General features: G+C 25.9%; 20 protein-coding genes and 1 other RNA gene. 12 read left to right on the forward strand and 9 right to left on the reverse strand.

What is annotated here, in order from left to right; genetic code table 11:
• Positions 1-50 precede the first annotated feature (50 nt).
• Positions 51-1,037 (reverse strand): endolytic transglycosylase MltG, encoded by a 987-nt coding sequence (gene mltG / locus D3Z07_RS01660; protein ID WP_228200562.1) that lies wholly within the window; start codon positions 1,035-1,037, stop codon positions 51-53.
• A 55-nt stretch (positions 1,038-1,092) separates the two neighbouring features.
• Between mltG and D3Z07_RS01665 the strand changes: the two genes are divergently transcribed.
• Positions 1,093-4,011, forward strand: a complete 2,919-nt coding sequence (locus D3Z07_RS01665) for a YhdP family protein (protein ID WP_228200563.1) — start codon at positions 1,093-1,095, stop codon at positions 4,009-4,011.
• 16 nt (positions 4,012-4,027) lie between these two features.
• On the opposite strand, the gene D3Z07_RS01670 is transcribed toward D3Z07_RS01665, so the two are convergent.
• On the reverse strand, positions 4,028-5,233 hold the full coding sequence (locus D3Z07_RS01670; protein WP_076087082.1) for an ABC transporter permease: 1,206 nt from the start codon (positions 5,231-5,233) through the stop codon (positions 4,028-4,030).
• A 1-nt stretch (position 5,234) separates the two neighbouring features.
• The gene (gene secA, locus D3Z07_RS01675) at positions 5,235-7,853 is read right to left on the reverse strand and encodes a preprotein translocase subunit SecA (RefSeq protein ID WP_076087080.1); all 2,619 of its coding nucleotides are present in this window, start codon (positions 7,851-7,853) and stop codon (positions 5,235-5,237) included.
• 57 nt (positions 7,854-7,910) lie between these two features.
• On the opposite strand from secA, the gene lolA reads away from it, so the two are divergent.
• The 4 genes from lolA (at position 7,911) to D3Z07_RS01695 (ending at position 11,701) form a co-directional block, all read left to right on the forward strand.
• The gene (gene lolA, locus D3Z07_RS01680; protein ID WP_076087078.1) at positions 7,911-8,435 is read left to right on the forward strand and encodes a LolA-like outer membrane lipoprotein chaperone; all 525 of its coding nucleotides are present in this window, start codon (positions 7,911-7,913) and stop codon (positions 8,433-8,435) included.
• Between the two features lie 30 nt (positions 8,436-8,465).
• Positions 8,466-8,793: RNase P RNA component class A (gene rnpB / locus D3Z07_RS01685), an RNA gene on the forward strand.
• 277 nt (positions 8,794-9,070) lie between these two features.
• Complete coding sequence (locus tag D3Z07_RS01690; RefSeq protein ID WP_076087074.1) at positions 9,071-9,457, forward strand: PAS domain-containing protein; 387 nt, start codon at positions 9,071-9,073, stop codon at positions 9,455-9,457.
• Positions 9,458-9,466: 9 nt separating this feature from the next.
• A complete protein-coding gene (locus D3Z07_RS01695) occupies positions 9,467-11,701 on the forward strand; it encodes a methyl-accepting chemotaxis protein (RefSeq protein ID WP_122892900.1) in 2,235 nt (744 codons plus the stop codon).
• 28 nt (positions 11,702-11,729) lie between these two features.
• Here D3Z07_RS01695 and D3Z07_RS01700 read toward each other — a convergent pair whose 3' ends face one another.
• From D3Z07_RS01700 to D3Z07_RS14200, 4 genes are all read right to left on the reverse strand, one after another.
• Positions 11,730-13,502 carry an ABC transporter ATP-binding protein gene (locus D3Z07_RS01700; RefSeq protein WP_122892901.1) on the reverse strand — a complete coding sequence of 591 codons (1,773 nt, stop codon included), beginning with the start codon at positions 13,500-13,502 and terminating at the stop codon, positions 11,730-11,732.
• 45 nt (positions 13,503-13,547) lie between these two features.
• Positions 13,548-14,204: a winged helix-turn-helix domain-containing protein gene (locus D3Z07_RS01705; protein ID WP_122892902.1), complete on the reverse strand. Its 657-nt coding sequence runs from the start codon at positions 14,202-14,204 to the stop codon at positions 13,548-13,550.
• A gap of 87 nt (positions 14,205-14,291) precedes the next feature.
• Complete coding sequence (locus D3Z07_RS01710) at positions 14,292-14,591, reverse strand: hypothetical protein (protein WP_076087066.1); 300 nt, start codon at positions 14,589-14,591, stop codon at positions 14,292-14,294.
• Positions 14,592-14,640: 49 nt separating this feature from the next.
• Positions 14,641-15,411, reverse strand: a complete 771-nt coding sequence (locus tag D3Z07_RS14200; protein WP_228200564.1) for a hypothetical protein — start codon at positions 15,409-15,411, stop codon at positions 14,641-14,643.
• 249 nt (positions 15,412-15,660) lie between these two features.
• Here D3Z07_RS14200 and D3Z07_RS01720 point away from each other — a divergent pair, with 249 nt between their 5' ends.
• The 5 genes from D3Z07_RS01720 to D3Z07_RS01740 all read left to right on the forward strand — a co-directional run bounded on the left by D3Z07_RS01720 (position 15,661) and on the right by D3Z07_RS01740 (position 18,640).
• Positions 15,661-15,879 (forward strand): DUF1104 domain-containing protein, encoded by a 219-nt coding sequence (locus D3Z07_RS01720; protein ID WP_076087064.1) that lies wholly within the window; start codon positions 15,661-15,663, stop codon positions 15,877-15,879.
• Positions 15,879-16,547, forward strand: coding sequence for a response regulator transcription factor (locus tag D3Z07_RS01725; RefSeq protein WP_122892903.1), 669 nt, complete (start codon positions 15,879-15,881; stop codon positions 16,545-16,547). Before D3Z07_RS01720 ends, D3Z07_RS01725 begins: the two co-directional genes overlap by 1 nt.
• 100 nt (positions 16,548-16,647) lie before the next feature.
• A complete protein-coding gene (locus D3Z07_RS01730; protein ID WP_322898835.1) occupies positions 16,648-17,697 on the forward strand; it encodes a sensor histidine kinase in 1,050 nt (349 codons plus the stop codon).
• Positions 17,685-18,029 carry a hypothetical protein gene (locus tag D3Z07_RS01735; RefSeq protein ID WP_228200565.1) on the forward strand — a complete coding sequence of 115 codons (345 nt, stop codon included), beginning with the start codon at positions 17,685-17,687 and terminating at the stop codon, positions 18,027-18,029. The genes D3Z07_RS01730 and D3Z07_RS01735 overlap by 13 nt, the downstream gene beginning before the upstream one ends.
• Before the next feature lie 68 nt (positions 18,030-18,097).
• Positions 18,098-18,640: a glycine zipper 2TM domain-containing protein gene (locus D3Z07_RS01740; RefSeq protein ID WP_076087056.1), complete on the forward strand. Its 543-nt coding sequence runs from the start codon at positions 18,098-18,100 to the stop codon at positions 18,638-18,640.
• On the opposite strand, the gene D3Z07_RS01745 is transcribed toward D3Z07_RS01740, so the two are convergent.
• Positions 18,637-19,464 (reverse strand): flagellin, encoded by an 828-nt coding sequence (locus tag D3Z07_RS01745; protein WP_122892905.1) that lies wholly within the window; start codon positions 19,462-19,464, stop codon positions 18,637-18,639. The genes D3Z07_RS01740 and D3Z07_RS01745 overlap by 4 nt on opposite strands.
• 156 nt (positions 19,465-19,620) lie before the next feature.
• On the opposite strand from D3Z07_RS01745, the gene D3Z07_RS01750 reads away from it, so the two are divergent.
• Together D3Z07_RS01750 and D3Z07_RS01755 are read left to right on the forward strand one after the other, a co-directional pair.
• Entirely contained in the window at positions 19,621-19,947 is a 327-nt protein-coding gene (locus D3Z07_RS01750) for a DUF309 domain-containing protein (protein WP_122892906.1), read from the forward strand.
• On the forward strand, positions 19,944-20,465 hold the full coding sequence (locus D3Z07_RS01755; protein ID WP_076087050.1) for a 3'-5' exonuclease: 522 nt from the start codon (positions 19,944-19,946) through the stop codon (positions 20,463-20,465). The genes D3Z07_RS01750 and D3Z07_RS01755 overlap by 4 nt, the downstream gene beginning before the upstream one ends.
• 30 nt (positions 20,466-20,495) lie before the next feature.
• Here D3Z07_RS01755 and D3Z07_RS01760 read toward each other — a convergent pair whose 3' ends face one another.
• A complete protein-coding gene (locus D3Z07_RS01760; protein WP_122892907.1) occupies positions 20,496-21,785 on the reverse strand; it encodes a DEAD/DEAH box helicase in 1,290 nt (429 codons plus the stop codon).
• Positions 21,786-21,808: the final 23 nt, after the last annotated feature.

Consider the following 21,808-nt stretch of genomic DNA (forward strand, 5'->3'; position numbering starts at 1 on the left):
TTAGTTTAATTTTACTGCAAAAAAAGGTGTGTTTCAATATTGCACATTAATTATTTTACATTATTCCAAAGTGATTTAATAGTTCTTGGCTTCTGCTTCGTTACATCGGTCTTCATAATGGTTTTTGCTTCTTTATCAACTCTAGTTTCTTTTTCTTTAACTTTAGTGTAACTTTTTTTAACACCTACATTAGCTCTGATATTATTAACATGAGTTTTATATGACTTTGAAAACTTATGTAGGCCTGTTTTATTGTTTTTTACAAAATAGTAGTAATCACTTTTTACAGGAAAAATTGCTGCTTTAATAGCATTTAAACTAACAGCACAAACAGGGTTTTTAGGTAAACCTTTATTTTTGTAAGTATTATATGATGAAGTGTCTTCTTTAATTCTTTGTGCACTTACTCTAACATGAGAATATTTCCCATAATTTAAAGTTCCATCCATTTGAAGTTTCATTCCTTTTGTAAGTCTATTATGAATAACACTTGAAACAATTGGCATTTCTTCAACACTTGCAGCTTCTTTTTGAATTACAGAAGCTAAACTAAGATAGTGGTACCATTTTTTCTTATCATATAATCCAAATATCTTTTTTGAAAACTCTTCATATCTTTTATTACTTTGAGACAATAAATAAAAGATCATATGATCTTCATTCATTCCATAAGGTAAAGCATAAGTATCTGCTAAGATATTACCATCTAATTTATAAGCATATTTTTTATAAGTTTCTTCAAGTATTTGTTCTGATAAGTTAAACTCTTTTGCTAATTGTCTTAAAAATATATATGATGTTTCACCTGGAATTAAAGTGATGTTTTTTAAGGCTGCTTTTGAAGTTGTAAGTTTATATAAAAAATCCATTTTTGTAAGTTGGTTTTCATTTAAGTCAATCCATCCACTTTGAATAAATCCTATTGATCTTAATATAATTTTATCAATTATATTCATTTCAAAACCCTTATTATTTAGGTAAGTTACTGTATTATTTGTACTTCCTTTAGGGATGAATAATACTTTTGTTGAACTCATTGGAATCGTTACATAAAATAAAACTATAATACAAACTATAAGGAATAGCTCGATAATGTTAAAGGCAATTAAACTTTTTTTAGGTCTTCTTTTAGTCTCTATAATATTAATATCTTCGGTGTTGTTTTCTGGCATAAAAATAAACTCTTTGTCTTTTGGGAATGTTTCTCTCTCGCAATTCTATATAAAAATAGATAAAAAGCTTATTGTAGACATAGAAAAAATAAGTATTAAATCAAAAAAATCTTCTGTTACAAGCTCTTATGATGATTTAAAAAAGAATATAGAACTTTTCCCTACAATCTTAAAAATATTTCAAAAAATTGATATTAGAAAATTAGAAATTGATGGAAATGAATTTACAATTGCATTAAATGAAGAAGCTTTATATTTAGATAATAAATTTGTTAATATCTCTTCAAAACTAGAGTTTAATTCAAGTCAAGTAATATTTGATATTTATTCTTTGTATTTAAAAGATGTTGAATTAATGTTAAGTGGAAAAGCTAAAATTGATTATTACAAAGAAAAACTTGATTTACTAGGAAAATACAATTATAAAGACCTTAACGGTGATATTACTTTAGATATGACTAAAGATTTAGCAAACTTTTATTTAAATAGTAATGAGTTTGAAAGCCTAAGTTTTTTAAAGAAATTTTTTAGACTTGATAGTATTGCAGAAGCATGGATGTATGATAATGTTAAAGGTAAATTACAATTAAAAGAGTTTTATGGAAGCTTTGATTTAGAAAAAAATAAGATTATTGAAAAGTCCTTATCTGGAAATGCTGTAATAAAGAATGCAAAAATCAAGTTTAATAAAAATGCTAAACAAATTTCTACAACGCAAATTGATGTTTCATTTAAAAATGATAAATTAATTTTAGATTTAATCGAACCTGTTTATGAAAAAATCAAAATTGATGGAAGCTATGTTCATATACATAACTTAACAAGTGAAAGAAATGGTCTTGTAGAAGTAAATATAAAAGCTAGTAAAGCTAAATTAGATAATAGAATATTAAATATATTAAAAAATTATAATATTAACTTACCTCTAGTTCAAAAAACTGGCTTTACAAATGCAAGTGTAAATTTGAAAATTCCTTACGCTGCAAAGAAAAAAATGGACACAAGAGGAAAATTTATTCTTGGAAAATCTAATATTGATTTAAATGGTTTTTTATTTAGTACAAATAAAGCTACTGTAATTTTAGATAATTCAAAAGTAAAAGTTGTAAATGCTGATATTAAACATAAAAATATGATTCAAGCTGATTTAAATTTCACTATTGATACGAATACTTCAAGTGCAAAAGGAAATGCTTATATCAAATCTTTTTTAATTGAAGATAGTGGTGATAAAATTGTAAATATTACAAAAGTAAAAACACCATTATTCTTTTCATATAAAAATGATGTAGAAATAAAACTAGATGCAATAAATACTGATATTAAAATAGCTGATTTGATATATGTTGATATTAAAAAACTTTCTTCTATTTACAAATACTCAAAGTTACTACAAGATATTAATATTAAAAATGGAGTTTTAGCTTTAAAAATAAAAGATGAAAATGATATTTCTTTTACTTCGTCAATATCAAATTTAGATTTTCCTCTGCAAAGAAATAATAAGAAAATTAATTCTTTGCAAGTAAAAGGTTTAATAAAAAAAGATTATGTAAAAGTTGATACTTTAGATGAAAAAATAAAAGTTGAAATAAAAAATAAAAATATTTTTATATCTTTAATTGATACAGATATTGTAATAGATACTAAAAGTTCTTCAAATAAAGAATTACCTATATTAAATATTAATGCTAAAAATGCAAAGTTTAAACTTGATAATGATATTTATAATATTGTAAGTGCAAAGGCAAAAATAAGTCCTTTTTTAATTAGCTTTAGTGCAAGTGTTAAGGATTTGGATATTCCTATACAAAAAGAAGGAAAGAAAGTTAGTTCTCTTGATATAAAAGGTACTTATGCTAATAATATTGCAAGTATTGAAACATTAGATAAGAAAATTAAACTAAAAGCAACAGGAAGTAAAAAGCTAGATATAGATCTTAAAAATTACGATGTTTTAGTAAATACTAAAAATGAAGATGAAAGTAAGATACGTGATTTAAATATTGAAGGTGAGAACTCTACAATTATTGTAAATGAAAAATTTAAATTCTTAGCAGATAAATTTTCACTAAGATTACGAGACAACAATAAATATTTCCATTTAAATCATAAAAAAACAGATTTTACCTTCAAAGAATCAAAAGACAAAAAAATAGATATATTTGCAAGTGATATAAGTGATACTTTTATAAATACTATTTTTGATAAAAAGATTTTAAGTGGTAATAATATGCAATTTTTAGCAAACGGAACACCTGAATCTATTAAAGGTAAAATGATTTTAAAAGATGTGAAAATTGAAGATTTAGCTATTTTAAATAATTTACTTTTATTTATCAACACTTCACCTGCATTGATAAATCCTCTTCTTGCTATTCCTTCTGTTGTAGGAATGGCAACTAATGGTGGTTTTAATTTAACAGGGTATAAACTAATTGATGGACTTTTAGAATTTGATTATCATCAAGATAAAAAGATTTTAGATATCAATAGAGTTTCAACTGTTGGAAATGGAATAGATTTTGATGGTAAGGGAAAAATAGATTTAAATACTGAAAAAATAGATTCAGAAATTAATTTAATTTTTCTAAAAGATTACTCAAAAGTAGTTGGTGCAATTCCTATTGTAAATTATGTTTTATTAGGAAAAGATAATAGAGTTGAAACAAAGGTAAACATCTTTGGGGCTTTAAATAATCCAAAAATATCTACAAACCTTACAAAAGATGCTTTTTCTGTTCCTGTAAATATTGCAAAAAGAGTTTTAACTTCACCTGTTGAGTTTGTAAACTTCTTAAAAGCTTTAGGAAAAGATACTAAAGAAGAAAAAAAATAAACCTAAAAGTTTAGGTTTATTCGTTTCTTAATACATCAATTACATCTATTTTAGTGGCCTTTGATGCTGGATAATACGATGATAAAACTACGATAACAGAAGCTCCAATAACAATAGAAATAAAATCACTTAAAGCTAAATCAAGTGGAAGTTTAGCAGTTCCATAAACATCAGCAGGTAAAGATACAATATCAAAAGTATCTAAAATCCAGTAACCAAAGAAGCCTAAAGCAATTCCTAGTAATATTCCTGAAAAACCAATAATAGTTCCGACTCTTAAAAAGATAGATTTTATCTCTTTGTTTGAAGCACCCATAGATAAAAGTAGGGCAATTTCTTTTCTTCTACTCATTACTGTCATTAAAAGTGAAGAGATAATATTAAGTGATGCCACTAAAATAATTAACATTAAAACTATGAATAGTGCTGTTTTTTCCATTTTCATTGCAGCAAAGAAATTTCCATTTTGTTGCCACCATCCTAAAACTCCAGCTCCTGTATTTTTTAATTCAACTCTTAGTTTCTCAATATCTTTAAATGCATCATCAGAATAGATATGAATTCCATCATAAGTATCTTTTGGCTTTTTTAATAGAGTTTGCAAAGCTTCAATTGAAGTATACATATAAGCTTGGTCATAAGCATTTAAACCTGATTTAAATGAGTTTTGAAAAGTAAATCTTTTCATTTTTGGAATCATTGAAAATCCAGTTGGATTAAGTGATGTAAAATATAATGTTGTTTTAGCACCTTGATTTAAATAAAGCTTATCAGAAATCCCAGCACCTGTAATTATGTCATATTTTTTTAACTCTAAATTTCCCAAAGCTTTTTTATAAATATCATTTATAGAAGCTTCTTTTTGTGGAATTACTCCAAAAATCATTCCTCCACTCATATCTTCACCACTTTGTGCAATCACTTGAGATGAAATATATGGAGAAAATTTTAAATGGGGATATTTATTTTGTAATTGGTTTAGTAAAGATTTATCAATTGCATTATCAAATTTAGAATAAATTGTAAGAGGGTAATTCATAGTAAAAAGTTTTTTCTCAAACTCTTTTGCAGTACCATTCATAATTGCCATTGAAAGTATTAAAACCATAACACCAACAGCAACACCTATAAATGCTAAAATAGCACTTATAGATATAAAAGGATTTTTCTTGTCAAATCGTAAATATTTTTTTACAATAAAATTAACTAATTTTTTATTCAAATTAGTTTCCTGCTGCTAAACCTCTTTTAGGTCCGCTTTTTCCACAACATTGTTTGTATTTTTTTCCAGAACCACAAGGACAGTTATCATTTCTAGCAATTTTCTTTTCACTAGCCATTACTTCTTTTTGAGCAACATTAGTTGTAATGTTTTCAGTTGATTCTTCCATTTGTTCTTTCATTTTTTCTAATGCTTCTTGTTCTTTTTTAGCATCTTCTTGATTTTGAAGTTGGATTGTAAATAATACTTTGATAATTTCATGTTTAATATTAGAAATTAAATCAATAAACATATTATATGACTCTTTTTTATATTCAACTAATGGATCTTTTTGGTTGTATCCTCTAAGCCCAATACCAGTTTTAAGCGTATCCATAGAGTATAAGTGTTCTCTCCATGCATTATCTAAAATTTGTAAGTATAAAATTCGCTCAATTTCACTTTTTTGTTCAGGTGCTGCCATTTCCATTTTTTTAGCATAAACATTTGTGATTATTTCATTAAGTTTTGTTTCTAATTCATCATAAGACTCAGATGTAATATCTTCTAAAGTTACAAGTAATCGAAGCTCTTCTTTGAATTTTGCAATAATATAATCATAATTATAATCTTCACTAGGCATTCCATCGATAATTTCAGCATTTGAAAGTGTAGTTTGAACATACTCTAATCTGTTTTCTGTTAATTTTGTATCTATATCGTAATCAGGTTTTAAAAGGTCGTTTCTAAAGTTATATATTACTTTTCTTTGTTCATTTGCAACATCATCATATTCAAGTAAGTGTTTTCTTGATTCAAAGTGCATTTGCTCAACTTTTTTCTGAGCATTTTCAACAGCACGTGTAACCATTTTAGATTCAATATGCTCACCATCTTCAATACCAAGTCTTTCCATAATACCTTTGATTTTATCTGAACCAAAAATTCTTAATAAGTTATCTTCTAATGATAAGTAAAACTGAGACTCACCCGCATCACCTTGACGACCTGCACGTCCTCTTAATTGGTTATCAATTCTTCTTGATTCGTGTCTTTCAGTACCTAAAATTACTAAACCACCTAGGTCAAGAATTTCTTGTGTTAATTTAATATCAACACCACGACCTGCCATATTAGTAGCAATTGTAACTGCACCTTTTTGACCAGCATCTTCAATAATTTTACCTTCTTTTTCGTGTTGTTTCGCATTTAAAACTGTATGAGGTATTTTTTTATTTTTTAAGATTTTGTGTAAGGCTTCTGATTTTTCAATTGAAGCAGTACCAACAAGAACTGGTTGACCTTTTTCATTTAATTCTTTAATTTTATTACAAACAGCTTCAAATTTTTCATGTTCGCTTTTGTAAATTAAATCATTTTTATCAAGTCTTTGAATTGGAACATTTGTAGGAATTGATACAACATCTAAGCTATAAATTTCAGCAAACTCTGTAGCTTCTGTTTGAGCAGTACCTGTCATACCTGCAAGTTTATCATACATTCTAAAGTAATTTTGGAATGTAATATCCGCTAATGTTTGAGATTCATCTTGAATAGTAACATTTTCTTTAGCTTCAAGTGCTTGATGAAGACCTTCAGAGAATCTTCTTCCTTCACTTAATCTTCCTGTAAATTCATCTACAATTATTACTTCATTATCTTTAACAACATAATCAACGTCTTTTTCAAAAATGTAATTTGCTTTTAAAGCTTGGTCAAGATTGTGAGATAATGATGCATTTTCTAGAGAGTATAAATTATCAACTTCAAACAGTTTTTCTGCTTTTTCAGTTCCATCTTCTGTTAGTACAACTGATTTATTCTTTTCATCAACTGTAAAATCACCTGTAGTTATTGGTTTTTCGTCAGCTTTTTTAGGCTCAATTAATTCACCTTTTTCTAAAGTCATTGCAATTTGTTGAGCTTGAAGATAGTTTGCACTTTTTTGATTTGTTGGTCCACTTATAATTAAAGGAGTTCTTGCTTCATCAATCAAAATTGAATCTACTTCATCAACAATTACAAAACTATGGTCTCTTTGAACTTTTTCTTCGATATCATAATTCATATTATCTCTTAAGAAATCAAATCCAAATTCGTTGTTTGTACCATAAGTAATATCAGCAGCATATTGCTCTTTTCTTAAATCATCATCTTTTAATGTTCCAACAATTGCACCAACACTAAAACCTAAAAAGTTGTATAAAGGTTCTAATTCAGCTGCATCTCTTGAAGCTAGATAATCATTTACTGTAACAACATGTACACCTTTGCCTGTTAGAGCATTTAAAGAAACGGCTAATGAACCTACAAGTGTTTTACCTTCACCTGTTTTCATCTCAGCAATTCTACCATCGTGTAAAACCATAGCTCCAACTAATTGAACGTCATAAGGTCTCATATTTAAAACACGTTTACTAGCTTCTCTAGTAATTGCAAAAGAATCATTTAATACGTCGTCTAAAGATTTTTCTTCATTTTGTACTTGATTTTTTAATTCATTTAAACTATCTTGTAACTCATCATCACTCATTGCTTCATATTTGCTTTCAAGTGCATTTATTACTTGAGCTCTTTTTCTATATCTTTTTACTTCTTTATCGTTTCTAGTACCAAAAATTTTTGAAAAAACATTTAACATAAAATTAATTCCTTTTTGTTATAATCGCATAGATTATATAGAAAAAAAGGTTAAAATATGTTTTATAAAATGATATTTACAATTATAGTTTTTTTTATTGCAATTAATGCAACAGCAGATATTAAAAATTTACAGAGTTTTAAAGCTGACTTTACACAAAGTATTAAATCAATTAATAATAAAATCATCGAATACAAAGGTGAAGTTTTTATAAAAAATACAGGAAAGATTTTATGGAAATACAAAACTCCAATTGAAAAAAATGTATATATATTAAATGACTTTGCAATTATAGATGAACCAGAACTAGAACAAGCTATTTACACTCAGTTACAAAGTGAAATTAATATTATAAAGCTATTAAAAACATCTAAAAAAATTAATGAAAATACATATTTAGCAAATATTGATGATATTGACTATTTAATTGAAACTTCAAAGCAAATAGAACTTATCAAGTATAAAGACAAGCTTGATAATAGTGTAGAAATTAAATTTGAAAATCAAGTTACAAACAAAGAGATTCAAGATAGTATTTTTAAGTTCACTGCCCCAGAACACTACGATATTATCAGAAAGTAAAATTTTAGAATACTTAGATATAATACGCCAAAGGTAAATCAGATGATAGCTTGAACTTCGTGTTCAAGAGGAAAGTCCGGGCTGCTGTGAAGTATGGTTCCATTTAGAGAATGGCTAGGGTAACCTAAGGGATAGTGCAACAGAAAGTAAACAGCCGATTTTCGGTGATGGTGAAACGGTAGAGTAAGAGCCTACCAGCATTTTGAGTAATCTTAATGGCTATGTAAACCCAACCTGCAGCAAGAAGACTAGGTATTTACTTCACATTTTTGGTCTTTGCTTGATTGTTAAAGTAATTTAGCAACTAGATAAATTATCGTCATTTAAACAAAACTCGGCTTATTGATTTACCTTTTTCTTCCCAATTTAATAATTTTTAACTACTAAAAATAATATTTCTTACAAAATTCATAAATTTACTTCTAAAAATTCCATTATTATGATGTTTTTTATTATTATTTGATTACTATAATCTAATAAGAATATATTTTTATTGTTATTTATAATTTAAATATAGTTAAAATAAGCTTTTTAACGTTAGTTGTCAATATTACTATTAATATAAATTAGTATGAATTTTATTTGTATAATAAAATTATTATACAAATTTAAAAAATAAGAAAAGGGAAGTTTTTATGAATTCAGATGAACTTAAATTATCAGTAGATTCTTTTTTATTATCAGAAACCGATGAAAAAGGAATTATTCGTTATGCAAATGAAGAATTTTGTCAGTTTGCAGAGTATAAACTTGAAGAGTTAATTGGAAAACCACATAATATAGTTAGGCATAATGATATGCCTAAAGCTGCATTTAAAGATTTGTGGGAAACTGTACAAAGTGGTAAACCATGGAAAGGTTTTGTAAAAAATACTACAAAATCTGGAAAATACTATTGGGTTTTTGCAACAGTATTCCCTTTTAAATCTTGTGATGGTTCAAAAGGCTATATTTCATGTAGAAGAATGGCTTCAGTTGCTGAAATTGAGAAATACACTGCAATATACAAAACAATGAAATAGGAAATTACCATGTTTACATTTTTAAAAAGATTATCTATTGCTAATAAGATAAAATTACTTACGATAATTCCTTTGATATTTATTATAGTTTTATCATTAGATATTTTTTATATCTCTTATAGTAAGAAAACACAATTAGATACTGTTAAGCAAATTGTTTTATTAAATTCAAAAGTTTCACTTTTACTTCATGAAACACAAAAAGAAAGAGGTGCAAGTGCAGGTTACTTAGGTAGTAAAGGTCTTAAATTTAAAGATACTTTATCCAAACAAAGAGTGCTTACAGATAATAGAATTAAAGAACTAAATAGTTTTTTAAATGCTTTCTCTATTGATGAACACTCTGTTGAGGGTAAAAAGCTTATGGATAAAGCTTTAAAAGATTTATCTGTAATTAATAATATTAGACCAAAAATTGATAGCTTAGAAATAGAAGGGAAAAAAGCAATATCTTATTATACTAGTATGAATTCAGATTTACTTGACTTTATAGCTATTGCATCATCTTTTGCACATAATCCTGATGTTATAACTGATATCAATGCTTACTATAATTTCTTAATGTTAAAAGAAAGAGCTGGGATTGAAAGGGCAATTGGTTCAAGTACTTTTGCAAGAAAAAGTTTTGCTCCTGGAATGTTTGTTAGGTTTTCAACTTTAGTAAAAGAACAAGAATTATTTTTAAATGGATTTAATGTTTATGGTCCTAAATATATTGATTTTTCTGAAAAAAAAATGAATAGTCAAGTTTTTAATGATGTACAAGAAATGAGAGAGGTATTACTTTCAAGTGATGGAAAAGAGGATGTTCAATTTAATATTGACTCAGGACATTGGTTTAAAACAATTACAAATAAGATTAATGTTTTAAAAGAAATTGATGATTATATTTCAAATGAAATTATTAAAGAAATTAATACATTAATTAGTGAAGAAGAAAGTAGAATGTATTCACTTTCTTCGTTAATGATTTTAATTATATCTTTAACTATTTTCTTTATAGTGTTTTTTATAAAAAACATAAATAGTTTTATCTATACAATTACTGATGGTATAGAACAGTTTATGAAATACTTAAATAAAGAGATAAATGAAATAGAAAATATTGAATTAGAGACAAAAGGTCCTCTTGGGGATTTAGCCAAAATGGTAAATCTAAATATTGATACTATTAACGGATCTTTAGAAAAAGATTTACTTTGTGTTGGAGAAGCTACTATTACACTTGATAAGATGGAAAAAGGTTATTATGGATGTAGAGTAAATTCTGTTGCTGCAAATCCACAAGTTAGAATATTAGCTAAAAATATTAATAGAATGTTAGATACTCAACAAAGAGTTATTAATGATATTTTAAAAGTATTAAATGAATACACAAACTATAACTATTTAAGTGTTATTGATACTAATGGTTTAGAAGGTGAATCTAAACAAATGGTTGAAGGAATTAATGGTTTAGGCCAAGCAATTACAAATATGCTAATTGAAAATAAAAACAATGGTGAAACTTTAAAAGAAGGTTCAACTCAACTACTAAAAAATGTTGATGAATTAAATACTGCTTCAAATGATGCAGCAGCAAGATTAGAAGAAACAGCAGCAGCTGTTGAAGAAATTACAGGAAATATTAGTTCAAGTACTCAAAATATTGCAAAAATGGCGAAAAATGCAAATGAATTAACTGTATCTGCAAATGAAGGAGAACAATTAGCAAATAAAACTGTATCTTCAATGGATGATATAAATGTTCAAGTAAGCGCTATTAGCGAAGCTATTAGTGTAATTGATCAGATTGCTTTCCAAACTAATATCCTTTCATTAAACGCAGCAGTTGAAGCTGCAACTGCAGGTGAAGCTGGAAAAGGTTTTGCTGTTGTTGCTGCAGAAGTACGAAATCTTGCAAGTAGATCTGCTGATGCCGCAAATGAAATAAAAGCCTTAGTTGAAAATGCTAATTCTAAATCTAATCAAGGTAAAGAAATTGCATCTTTAATGATAAATGGTTATAACAATTTAAATGAAAATATAAATAGTACACTAGCTTTAATTTCAGAAGTTGAAAATGCCTCGATTGAGCAAAAATCTGGAATTGAGCAAATAAGTGATGCAATTAATAGTTTAGATAAACAAACACAAATAAATGCAAACATTGCAAGTGCAACAAATGATATTGCAGTTGATACATCAAATTTAGCACAAAATGTAGTTGATTCTACAAGTACAAAAGAATTCAGAGGAAAATAAGAGACTTTAAGTCTCTTATTACAAAATCTTAAATCAATTGATTTTTCACAAACTCTAAATAATGACCTTCCTCTTCTTCTAATTGTTTATGATTTCCTCTTTGAACAATTTTCCCATCATCTAAAACATAAATCATATTAGCGTTTTTAACCGTACTTAATCTATGTGCAATTGTAATTACTGTTTTATCCTTAAGCACATCTTCAAGGGCTTTAAATAGCTTTGCTTCTGTATGAACATCAAGTGCTGAAGTAGATTCATCAAAAATAACAACACTTGGGTTTGCAATAAGCATTCTAGCAATTGAAAGTCTTTGCCTTTGACCACCACTTAATCTTATTCCATGCCGTCCTACAATTGTTTCTAAACCTTCTGTCATTTTTAATACTACATCATCTAATTGAGCTATTTTAAGAGCTTTAAATATTTCTTCATCACTTATATTTTCATTTCCCATTGTGATATTAAATCGTAAAGTATTATTAAAAAGTATTGGCATTTGTAGAACTAAAAAGATATTTTCTCTTAAACTTTGTCTATTTAGTTTATCGATACTAATATTGTTATATAAAATATCACCACTTTTTTTAGAGTAAAATCCAGATATAATTTGGGCAAGCGTAGTTTTTCCACTTCCACTTGCACCTATTAAGGCAACTTTATTCCCACTTTTTATATTAAGTGAAATATTTTGTAAAATGTTTTTTTCTTCTGTATATGAAAAAGTTAAATCTTTTATAGATATATCAACTTCTTTTTCTTTTACACAAAGCTCTTCATTTCCATTTTTTTCAATATCTAAATCTAATATTTTATTGATTCTAGTAACTGCTGCATCGGCACTTGCATAAGAGTATTGTATTGATAATATATCTTGAACGGGTGTCATAATAAACCAAATATATCCAAACATTGCAAACATCATACCAATTGACAAGCTATCATATTCAACTAAAATTAAACCAGTTGATCTAAATATCTCAAAAGCCATTAAAAATATTGTAAAAGAAAATCTTTCGTAAGCTACACTTTTATAGTTAAAATTATTTGATGTGATTTGAATCTTTTTAGCTTTTTTGATAGCTTCATTAAAGAAGTATTCTTCTTTGTTACTTGCTTTTATTTGTCCAAATAAATCTAGTGTTTCTCCTACATTGTCTTGGAATTCTTCAATTGCTTGATTTTCTTGTTTTTTTAATACACCAGTTTTTTTTGATATTTTTTTTGAAAGAATCATAATAATAGGTTGAATAAATAAAATCATTAAACCTAAAATTGGGTCAATGGCTATTATAACAATTGCAACTGCAATTAAGGTTAATATAGAAGCTATGAATTTACTAGCAATTGATATTATAAAAGTATCTAAAGTATTTATATCAGTTACTAAGTTTGAAGATATTGCACCTGAACCTAGGCTTTCATACTCATTCATATTTACAAGTTTTAAGTGCGTTAGAACTTTTACTCTTAATTTATATGTTACGTATTTTGAAATATAAGTGAAAATTTTAGTAATAACAACTGTAAAAACAAAATATAGTAATCTTAAAATTATTACAGCAAGTGTTACAATTACAATATAATAAAAACCATTTCCTGCGCCAAAAGTATCGTTAATTGTATTTACAAAAAAGTCTGGTTTATCAAGTAATACTTCATCAACTAATACAGGAAGCATTAAAGGGATAGGAACACTTATTAAAATAGCAATAAAAGTGATTATTTGACCTATGATTAGGTGCTTTTTGTTGTCTAGTAAAAGTTTAAATATATATTTAAATGATATGTGTTTATTCATAGTAATCTTTCTTAATTTAATAAGTTAAGTTTTACTATAAATAACTTAATTTAAATTAAATCTGTATCCAATACCTGAAATATTTTTTATTAATTCTTTATATGTTTTTTTTCTTAGTTCTTTTACTACTGAACGTAATGCATCTTGAGTCATAGAACCTTCCCATATATTTTCATCAATTTCCTCATAAGAAACAGTATTATTAACTCTTATTGTCATGTATTTAAAAAAATCATTCTCTTTTTTTGATAATAAAACTATTTCTTCATCTTTTAATAAAACTTGATTATAATGATCATAAGTATAGTTGTTTTCTAATTTAAGTATATTTGATCTATTTGCATCATAAGATTGAATACAATCTTTTAGTGTAGATATTAAATTCTCTTTTGTTATAGGTGTTTGTAAATATTTAGTAAGTTGTAAATTTATTCCATTAACTAAATGAGAATTTTTAATTAAATCTGTAGCAATAATAATTTGAACTTTTTTATTTGTACTTCTAATTTTAGAAAAAAATGCATTATCATTGTATTCAGAAAATATAATATTTATTTTTTTTGTATTTAGTATCTCTAAAGCATCTTCTAAGTTATGTGTTAAAATAAAATCTTTTGCATTTGTGTTTAAATATTCTATTGCAATATCTTGCATAAAATTATTTGATATATATAGTACATTTAAGTACTTTAACTCTTTCATTTTAATCCTAGTTTTTTTAACGCATTTATAACATAAAAAACATAAAAAATTATTTAAAAGTATTTTTTAAAATTATAAATGTGCTTTTTATTTTAAAGGTGCAGCTAACATCTTTTCACAAACTTCAAGTTTCATACCATCGTGAAACTCACAGTTAAGTCCACATTTGTAAGTTCCTGCTTCAGTGATTTTAAGTATTTCTAATTGTTTCTCAGATTCATCTTGACATTGTTGTAGACTTTTAAAAATCATAGGACTTTTAAGATTTCTTTTAGTGTTTTGTTTATCTGGGTAAATAAATGAGTGCCACTTTTCTTCTTTTTCTTTTCCAGAACAGGCAGTAAAAAGTAAAGTAACAGTAGCTAGTAATAGTAGGTTTTTAAACATTAAAACTCTTTTTTTCGTATGATTGTAGTAAAATTATATTTAGAAAACCTTAAACCATTACATTTTGTAGAGTTTGTTTGATTACATCGAAGTCTTTAAGTTCTTCTTTTAATCTTAAATTTTCTAAATAAAGTTCAATTGCTTTGCTTAGTTGGTCACTTACTTTTCCTGTTGAAGCAGCTTTATTAATAGTGTCTGGTTTATATCCTAATTCAAAAGAAAGTTTTTTGTATGTTAGGTTTAAATCTTTACAAACATGCTTTATAACATTTGGATGTAAATCTACATAAAGTTCCTCTGCATCAATATTAAAAGAGTTTGCAATATCACAAACTACATCTTTTTTAAGTAGAAGGATATTTCTATAATAATAGTGCTTTGAGCTTGGTTGAAATAGTTTTAAGTTTTCTTTTGCAACAGAAATAAATAGTTTTTTCCCATCACATCCAATAATATCATCAAATACTGTAACTAAACTATTTTCATTTAAATGTTTAAATGTTTCAATAAACATAAATGAGTTTATATATTTTGTTTTAGTTTTTGATTCTTTATACTCTTCAAAAGTAAACTCAATATCTTCGTTTTCATATTTTAAACTAAGATTTTCTTTTGGCATATTAGTTTTAATTACTATATGAAAATGTAGTAGGTTATCTCTATTATTTGAAAAAACATTTACAATATTTTCTACGTTTATCTTGTATTTGCTTACTAATGTATTTATAATGTTCTCAACATATACTATATCTTTATAAGTATTGTCTATATCTCTTACTAAATATGGTGTTTTGTTGAATATTTTTCCTAATTGTGTCATAAGTTATCCTAACTCTTTGGTTTATTCATACATATATTATACATAAGTACTAAGAGTTTTAATTCATTATTTCATTAAAATAGCTATAAAAATAGTAAAAAAAACAAAAAAAGCATACATATTACTTATATGCTATGAAAACGCTATTTTATTGATATAAATGTGCTACTTTTGCTATACTTGGGCCTTAAACAATTATTCCACAGTTATTATGTTATAATATTAAAAAATATAAATAAAGTATGAGCCATGAAAAAGAAAATAATATTATTTTTTCTTATAACTAGCTTTGTTTTTGCAAAAGTTGATTACTCTGAAATGAGTACTCAAGAATTAATCGCAATAATGGGCTATGTAAAAGATAAAAATAAAAAACAATTTGTAAGAGAACTAAATTCAAGAACTTCTACAATGAGTGAAAAAGAAAAACAAAATTATAAAAATAATTTGCCAAAGTTAAACAAATAATGAAGACAAAATTATTATTATTAGAAGATGATCTAACTTTAAATGAAACTATAGTTGAATATTTTGAAGATGAAGGTTATGAAGTCACTTCTGTCTATGATGGAGAAGATGCACTTTGCTCTATTTATGAGAATAGCTTTGATTTATTACTACTTGATGTAAATGTTCCAAAACTAAATGGCTTTGAAGTATTAAAACAAATTAGAAAAGAAGGAAATGAAACGCCTGCTATTTATATTACATCTCTAAACTCAATGGACTCTTTAGAAGAAGGTTATGATAGTGGTTGTGATGATTATATTAGAAAACCTTTTGCACTAAAAGAACTTTTAATTAGAGTTCAAACAATAATTAAAAGAGAGTTCCAAGCTAAAGATGATTTAATAAAAATTGGTGAAAATATTACTTTTGATTCAATTGCAAATGAGCTTCTTTGTGATGGTGAAGTGGTAAAATTAAACTTTAAAGAATTAAAACTTTTAAAGTTCTTTTTACAAAATCCAAATGAACTTTTAGTTCATGATAGAATTTATGATTATGTTTGGGAATATGATGAAGAGTATAGTGATAACTCTTTAAGAACATATATTAAAAATCTTAGAAAAGTATTAGGAAAAGAAAGAATTGTTAGTCTTAAAAAGCTTGGATATCGATTTAACCAAGAGTGAGACTAGAACCCTTTTAGGCTTTAGTCTTTTATACTCTTTTTTAGTTCTTGTAATATTAGGAGGTTTTTCTTTTATTTATTACAAGTTTCAAAAAGATTTAATGCTACAAGAAAAACGTCAAGTACTTCAAGAATATTCAAATGAATTTATATTTTCTTTAAAAGATTTACATGTAAATTTTGATAAATATAAATACTATCCTCGAGCTGATAAATATAACTCGGCAATTTTTGATAGTGATAAAAAACAAATTTTTTCAACTTTAGAATCTAAAGATATAAAATTTGATGAAGTAGCTTATACGTCCGATAATATGATACATTTTATTGAAGAACCTGAATCTTATTATTTAGGAACAAAGTATATAGTTATTGAAATTCCTGATGATAATATTTGGTTTGTAAAAGTTAAAAATGAGATAATTATATATTCTCTAATAGCATTTATTTTTATGATTATTATTGGATATTTTATATCAAAACTATTTTTAAAACCAATGCGTGATGCCCTACATTTATTAGATAGATTTATTAAAGATACTACTCATGAATTAAATACACCAATTTCTGCAATTATTACAAATATAGAAATGATTGATAAAAATCTTTTAGATGAGAAACTAGCAAGAAAAATTAATCGTATTGATATTGGGGCTAAAACAATTTCAAATATTTATGAAGATTTAACATTTCTTACTTTAAACAATAAGATAATATCTCAAAATGAACACTTAAATTTATCACATATAATAAAGCAAAGAGTAGAGTATTTTAAAAGTTTAGCAAGCATTAAAAAAATAAACTTTGAGCTTGATATTAAAGATGAAATATATTTGTATAGTGATATAAAAAAGATTTCAAAGTTAATAGATAATTTAATTTCTAATGCTATTAAATATAATAAAATTTCAGGAACAATAAGTATTTGTTTAAAAGAAGGGTATTTAAGTATTGAAGATACAGGAAAAGGTATGAGTGATGAAAATTTAAGTAATCTTTTTGAAAGATACTCACGTTTTGATAATAGTGTTGGAGGTTTTGGAATAGGGCTTAATATTGTATCTTTAATTGCAAAAGAGTATAACTTAAAACTAGATGTAAAATCAAAGCTAAATGTTGGAACAAAAATAGAGGTAAAATGGCAAAAATAATACTAACACTAATTCTTTTAATATCATTTTTAAATGCAGAAAAAACTAGTAAAAATATATATGAATCAAACTGTATTAAATGTCATAATAAACTTCCTGTTTCAATTGATAAATATTTTTATAGGTACTTATTAAAGTACAGTAGTGAAAATAGTGTAAAAGAATCAATGTTTAGGTATTTAAAAAAACCAAATAAAGATATGACTATAATGCCTGATGCTTTTATAAAAAGATTTGGAATTAAAAAGAAAACTAAACTTAGTGATAAAAAGTTATATGAAGCTTTAGATATCTACTGGGAAAAGTATAAAGTATTTGGTAAATTAAAATAAAAACCTTTCACAATAAGTTCACTATTTGAAAATATAATTCTTTTATAAATAATTTAAAAGGATTTCAAATGAATAAAATTTTATTATCAATTTTAATGTGTGTAAGTTTTGCTTTTTCTAAGCAACATACAAGTCATACGCATGCTTATGTAACTCATAGTGAAGCTGTATATGAATATAGACATAATGACAGATATGAGAAGAGATATAATGATTCTTATAAAAACAATCACTATAGAAGTAATTATAACAGCAACTATTCTAATAACAATTCAATAGGTTTAGATACGATTGTAGGTGGAACTATTGGTGTTATTATTGGAAACCAAATTGGGCGAGGAAATGGTAAAACAGCTGCTAAAATTGTAGGTGGTTTATTAGGTGCTGCTGTTGCTAATAATACTAGATATGAGAGCAATTCATATTCACAAAATGCAGATTATGTAAGACATAGTGAGTATGATAACAGAAATAAAAGACATTACAATAAAAGAAAACAAAGAATTTTAGTAGGATATAAAAACTATTTTGTTTATAACAATAAAGAGTTCTATAAATTCTCAAAGCATAGAAAAAATAGAATTAGAATTACGGAAACTATTAACTTTTAAGTTAATAGTCTTCCAACTGTTTGTTGATTAATATTGTTAGCTTGAGTACTTGCAAAAGCTCCAATTTGTGCTAACACATTTTGTTTTGAAAAGTTAGCTGATTCTTTGGCAAAATCTGTATCATAAAGAGCATTTGCACCTAAAGTCTCAGTTCTTTGTGATAAAAGATTTGTTGTTGAACTTTCTAATTGATTTTGAACAGAACCAAATTCACTTCTAATGTCACTTAAAGAACTTATAGCATTATCTACATCATCTAAAAAACCTCTAGCATCCGAACTTGAAAAACTTGAAGCATCTTGATTTACAAGTGCTGATAAAGAAAGACCTTCAGTATTTGATTGTACACTTGATGTTTCAATTAAATCACTACTTTCTTCACCTGCTTGGAATTGTAAACTATTTGTAGCAGAATTATCGCTACTAGTATTTTGAAGTAAATTAGTATCATTGTAATTTGTACTGCTTGCAATATTATCAAACTGTTCTAATAGTCCTTTAATATCATTTAAAAGCGCATCTCTTCCATCTTGGCTAGTTGTATCAGTTGATGCTTGTAAAAGCTTTTCTTTTACATTATCTAAAATTTTAGATTGTTCACTAATAGCACCATCTGCTATTTGTGTTAGGGCAATTGCTGAATTAGAATTTTCAATTGCTTGAGTGTAACCACTAGCTTGTGCTTGTAAGTTATTTGATATTGCTAAACTTGAAGCATCATTGCTTGCTTGATTAAGTGTAACACCTGTTGCAATTTTATTTAAAGACTGATTTGCACTTGAGTATATATCTTGGCTTATTTGCGAGTTATTTCCAATTTGCATAATGACTCCTTTTAATAACCTTTACATATTGTATAACTAGTAATATTAAAATATTATTAAATAAAACAACTACTTGTTTTTAGATAAAAGATAAATTATTTATAAAGTTTAAATTTACTTTGATATAATTACACAACTACAATATATAGGTTGTTTATGAATATTAAAATGGAACTAAAAGAACTTATCGTTTTATTAGAAAAAAATTATTTTATAAATGTTCATGATAAAACAGAAGAGTTATGGAGAAAGTATAAAAATGATAAAAAAACAAGAAATGAATCTTTTATACTAAAAGCTTTTGTAAATGCTTTTGCATATTTTGAACTAATAAAAATGCAAAGGTATGAACATGCACAAAATATATGGCTACTTTATAAAAAATATGAGAACCTAATAGATGAAATAGATTCTATTAATAAAATTGAATATAAGAAAATACAAAAAATGATATATAAAAAAAGAGAAGAAATAAAAAAATGATAATTTTAGATTTTGAAACAAATTCACAAAATATTGGGGATGTAATAGAAGTAGCAGCTGTTAAATTAAAAAAAGTAAATGATAAATATGAGTTAGTTGATAAGTTTCATAGATATTATCTTTCAAGATATAGTGTTAATCCATACTCATATGAAGTACATAAGTTAACACCAGAGCTTATATTAGAGCATAGAAAAGATATGACTTATTCTTCTTATTTTACTGAAGATTTAGATTTTATAGAGTTTTGTGAAGATGCAAATACTTTAGTTGCACATAATATTTCTTTTGAATTAAGACATCTTGATAGAATGGTAAAGTTTGAAAATCATTTTTGTACAATGAAAGAGAATAAAAAAATAGTAAAAGCTTTAAATAAAAATGGAAATATCAAAAATCCGAAACTTGATGAAACTTGTAATTTTTATAAAATAGATTTTGATGATGTTAAATATCATAGTGCTACTTATGATGTTTCGAAAACTTATGAGATATTAAAAAGAATGAATATTATATAAAGAAAACTAAATAAGATATCTTATGATATCTTATTTTCTAAAGTTTCTATTAGCATCTCTTTTTGTTGTTTTTTTAGATGCTTTTTGATTAGGTTTTTTATTTGTTTTGCTTGTTTGTTTTGGTTTTCCATATTTGTCTTTTAAACCTTTTTTCTGTGAAAGAGGTCTTCTTTTATGAACAAATATTCTTGGTTTTTTTTCTGTTGGTTCAAAACCTTCTACTTCTTCTCTTCCTAAATCAAGAATTAACTCTTTTTCAATCTCTTTCATCATTTTATAATCTTTTACACTTAAAAGTGTAATAGCAAAACCAGATTGACCAGCACGGCCTGTTCTTCCAATTCTGTGTGTATAATCACTAACACCTTCTGGAAGTTCAAAGTTAACTACAAGTGGAAGCATTTGAATATCAATACCACGTGCTGCAATATCAGTTGCAACTAAAACTCTATTATCTCCGGATCTAAATTTTCTTAAAGCTTTTGCACGTGCAGTTTGTCTTATATCTCCATGAATACAAGAAGCTGGTAAACCATCAAGATTTAAGTGTTCAACTAGGCCATCTGCTTCTTTTTTCGTATTTACAAAAACTAAAACTTGTGAATAGTTCTCTGAACCAATAATATAAGAAAGTAGTGCAGCTTTTTGGTCTGGGTCTACTTCTATAACTCTTTGAACAATTTTTTTAACACTTGATCTTTGTGAAGAAATTTCTATAACAACGGGGTCTTTTAAAAACTCTTTTGCAAGTTTTTTAACATTTTGAGTCATTGTTGCAGAGTACATTAAAATCTGTCTGCTTTGATTTGCTTCTTGAAAAATTACTTCTATATCATTTAAAAATCCCATATCAAGCATAGTATCAACTTCGTCTACAACTAAAGTTGTAACTGAAGATAAATCAACTGTTTTATTTCTGATATGTTCTTGTAATCTTCCAGGAGTTGCAACTAAAATATCTAAACCACGTGCTATTTTTTTAGCTTGGTCTGTAGATGAAACTCCACCATAAACAACAGCTTTTTCTATTCTTATGTATTTTGAAAACTCTTCAATAACTTTTGATATTTGATTAGCAAGTTCTCTTGTTGGTACAATTATTAAAGCTCTTAATGTTTTATCTTTAAGACCTTCTTGATTTTCATGAATTTCATTTAAAATTGGTAATAAAAATGCAGCAGTTTTTCCTGTACCACTTTGTGCGGCTGCTAATATGTCTTTCTTTTTAAGCGCTATTGGTATAGACTTTTCTTGTATTTCCGTAGCTTTTTCAAACTCTAAATCTTTTAATGCGTCAATTAATAGAGAATTTATGCCCATTGAAGTAAATGTTTCGATAACAA

It is taken from the genome of Arcobacter peruensis (assembly GCF_003711085.1).
In the GTDB taxonomy this organism is placed as follows: Bacteria; Campylobacterota; Campylobacteria; order Campylobacterales; family Arcobacteraceae; genus Poseidonibacter; species Poseidonibacter parvus.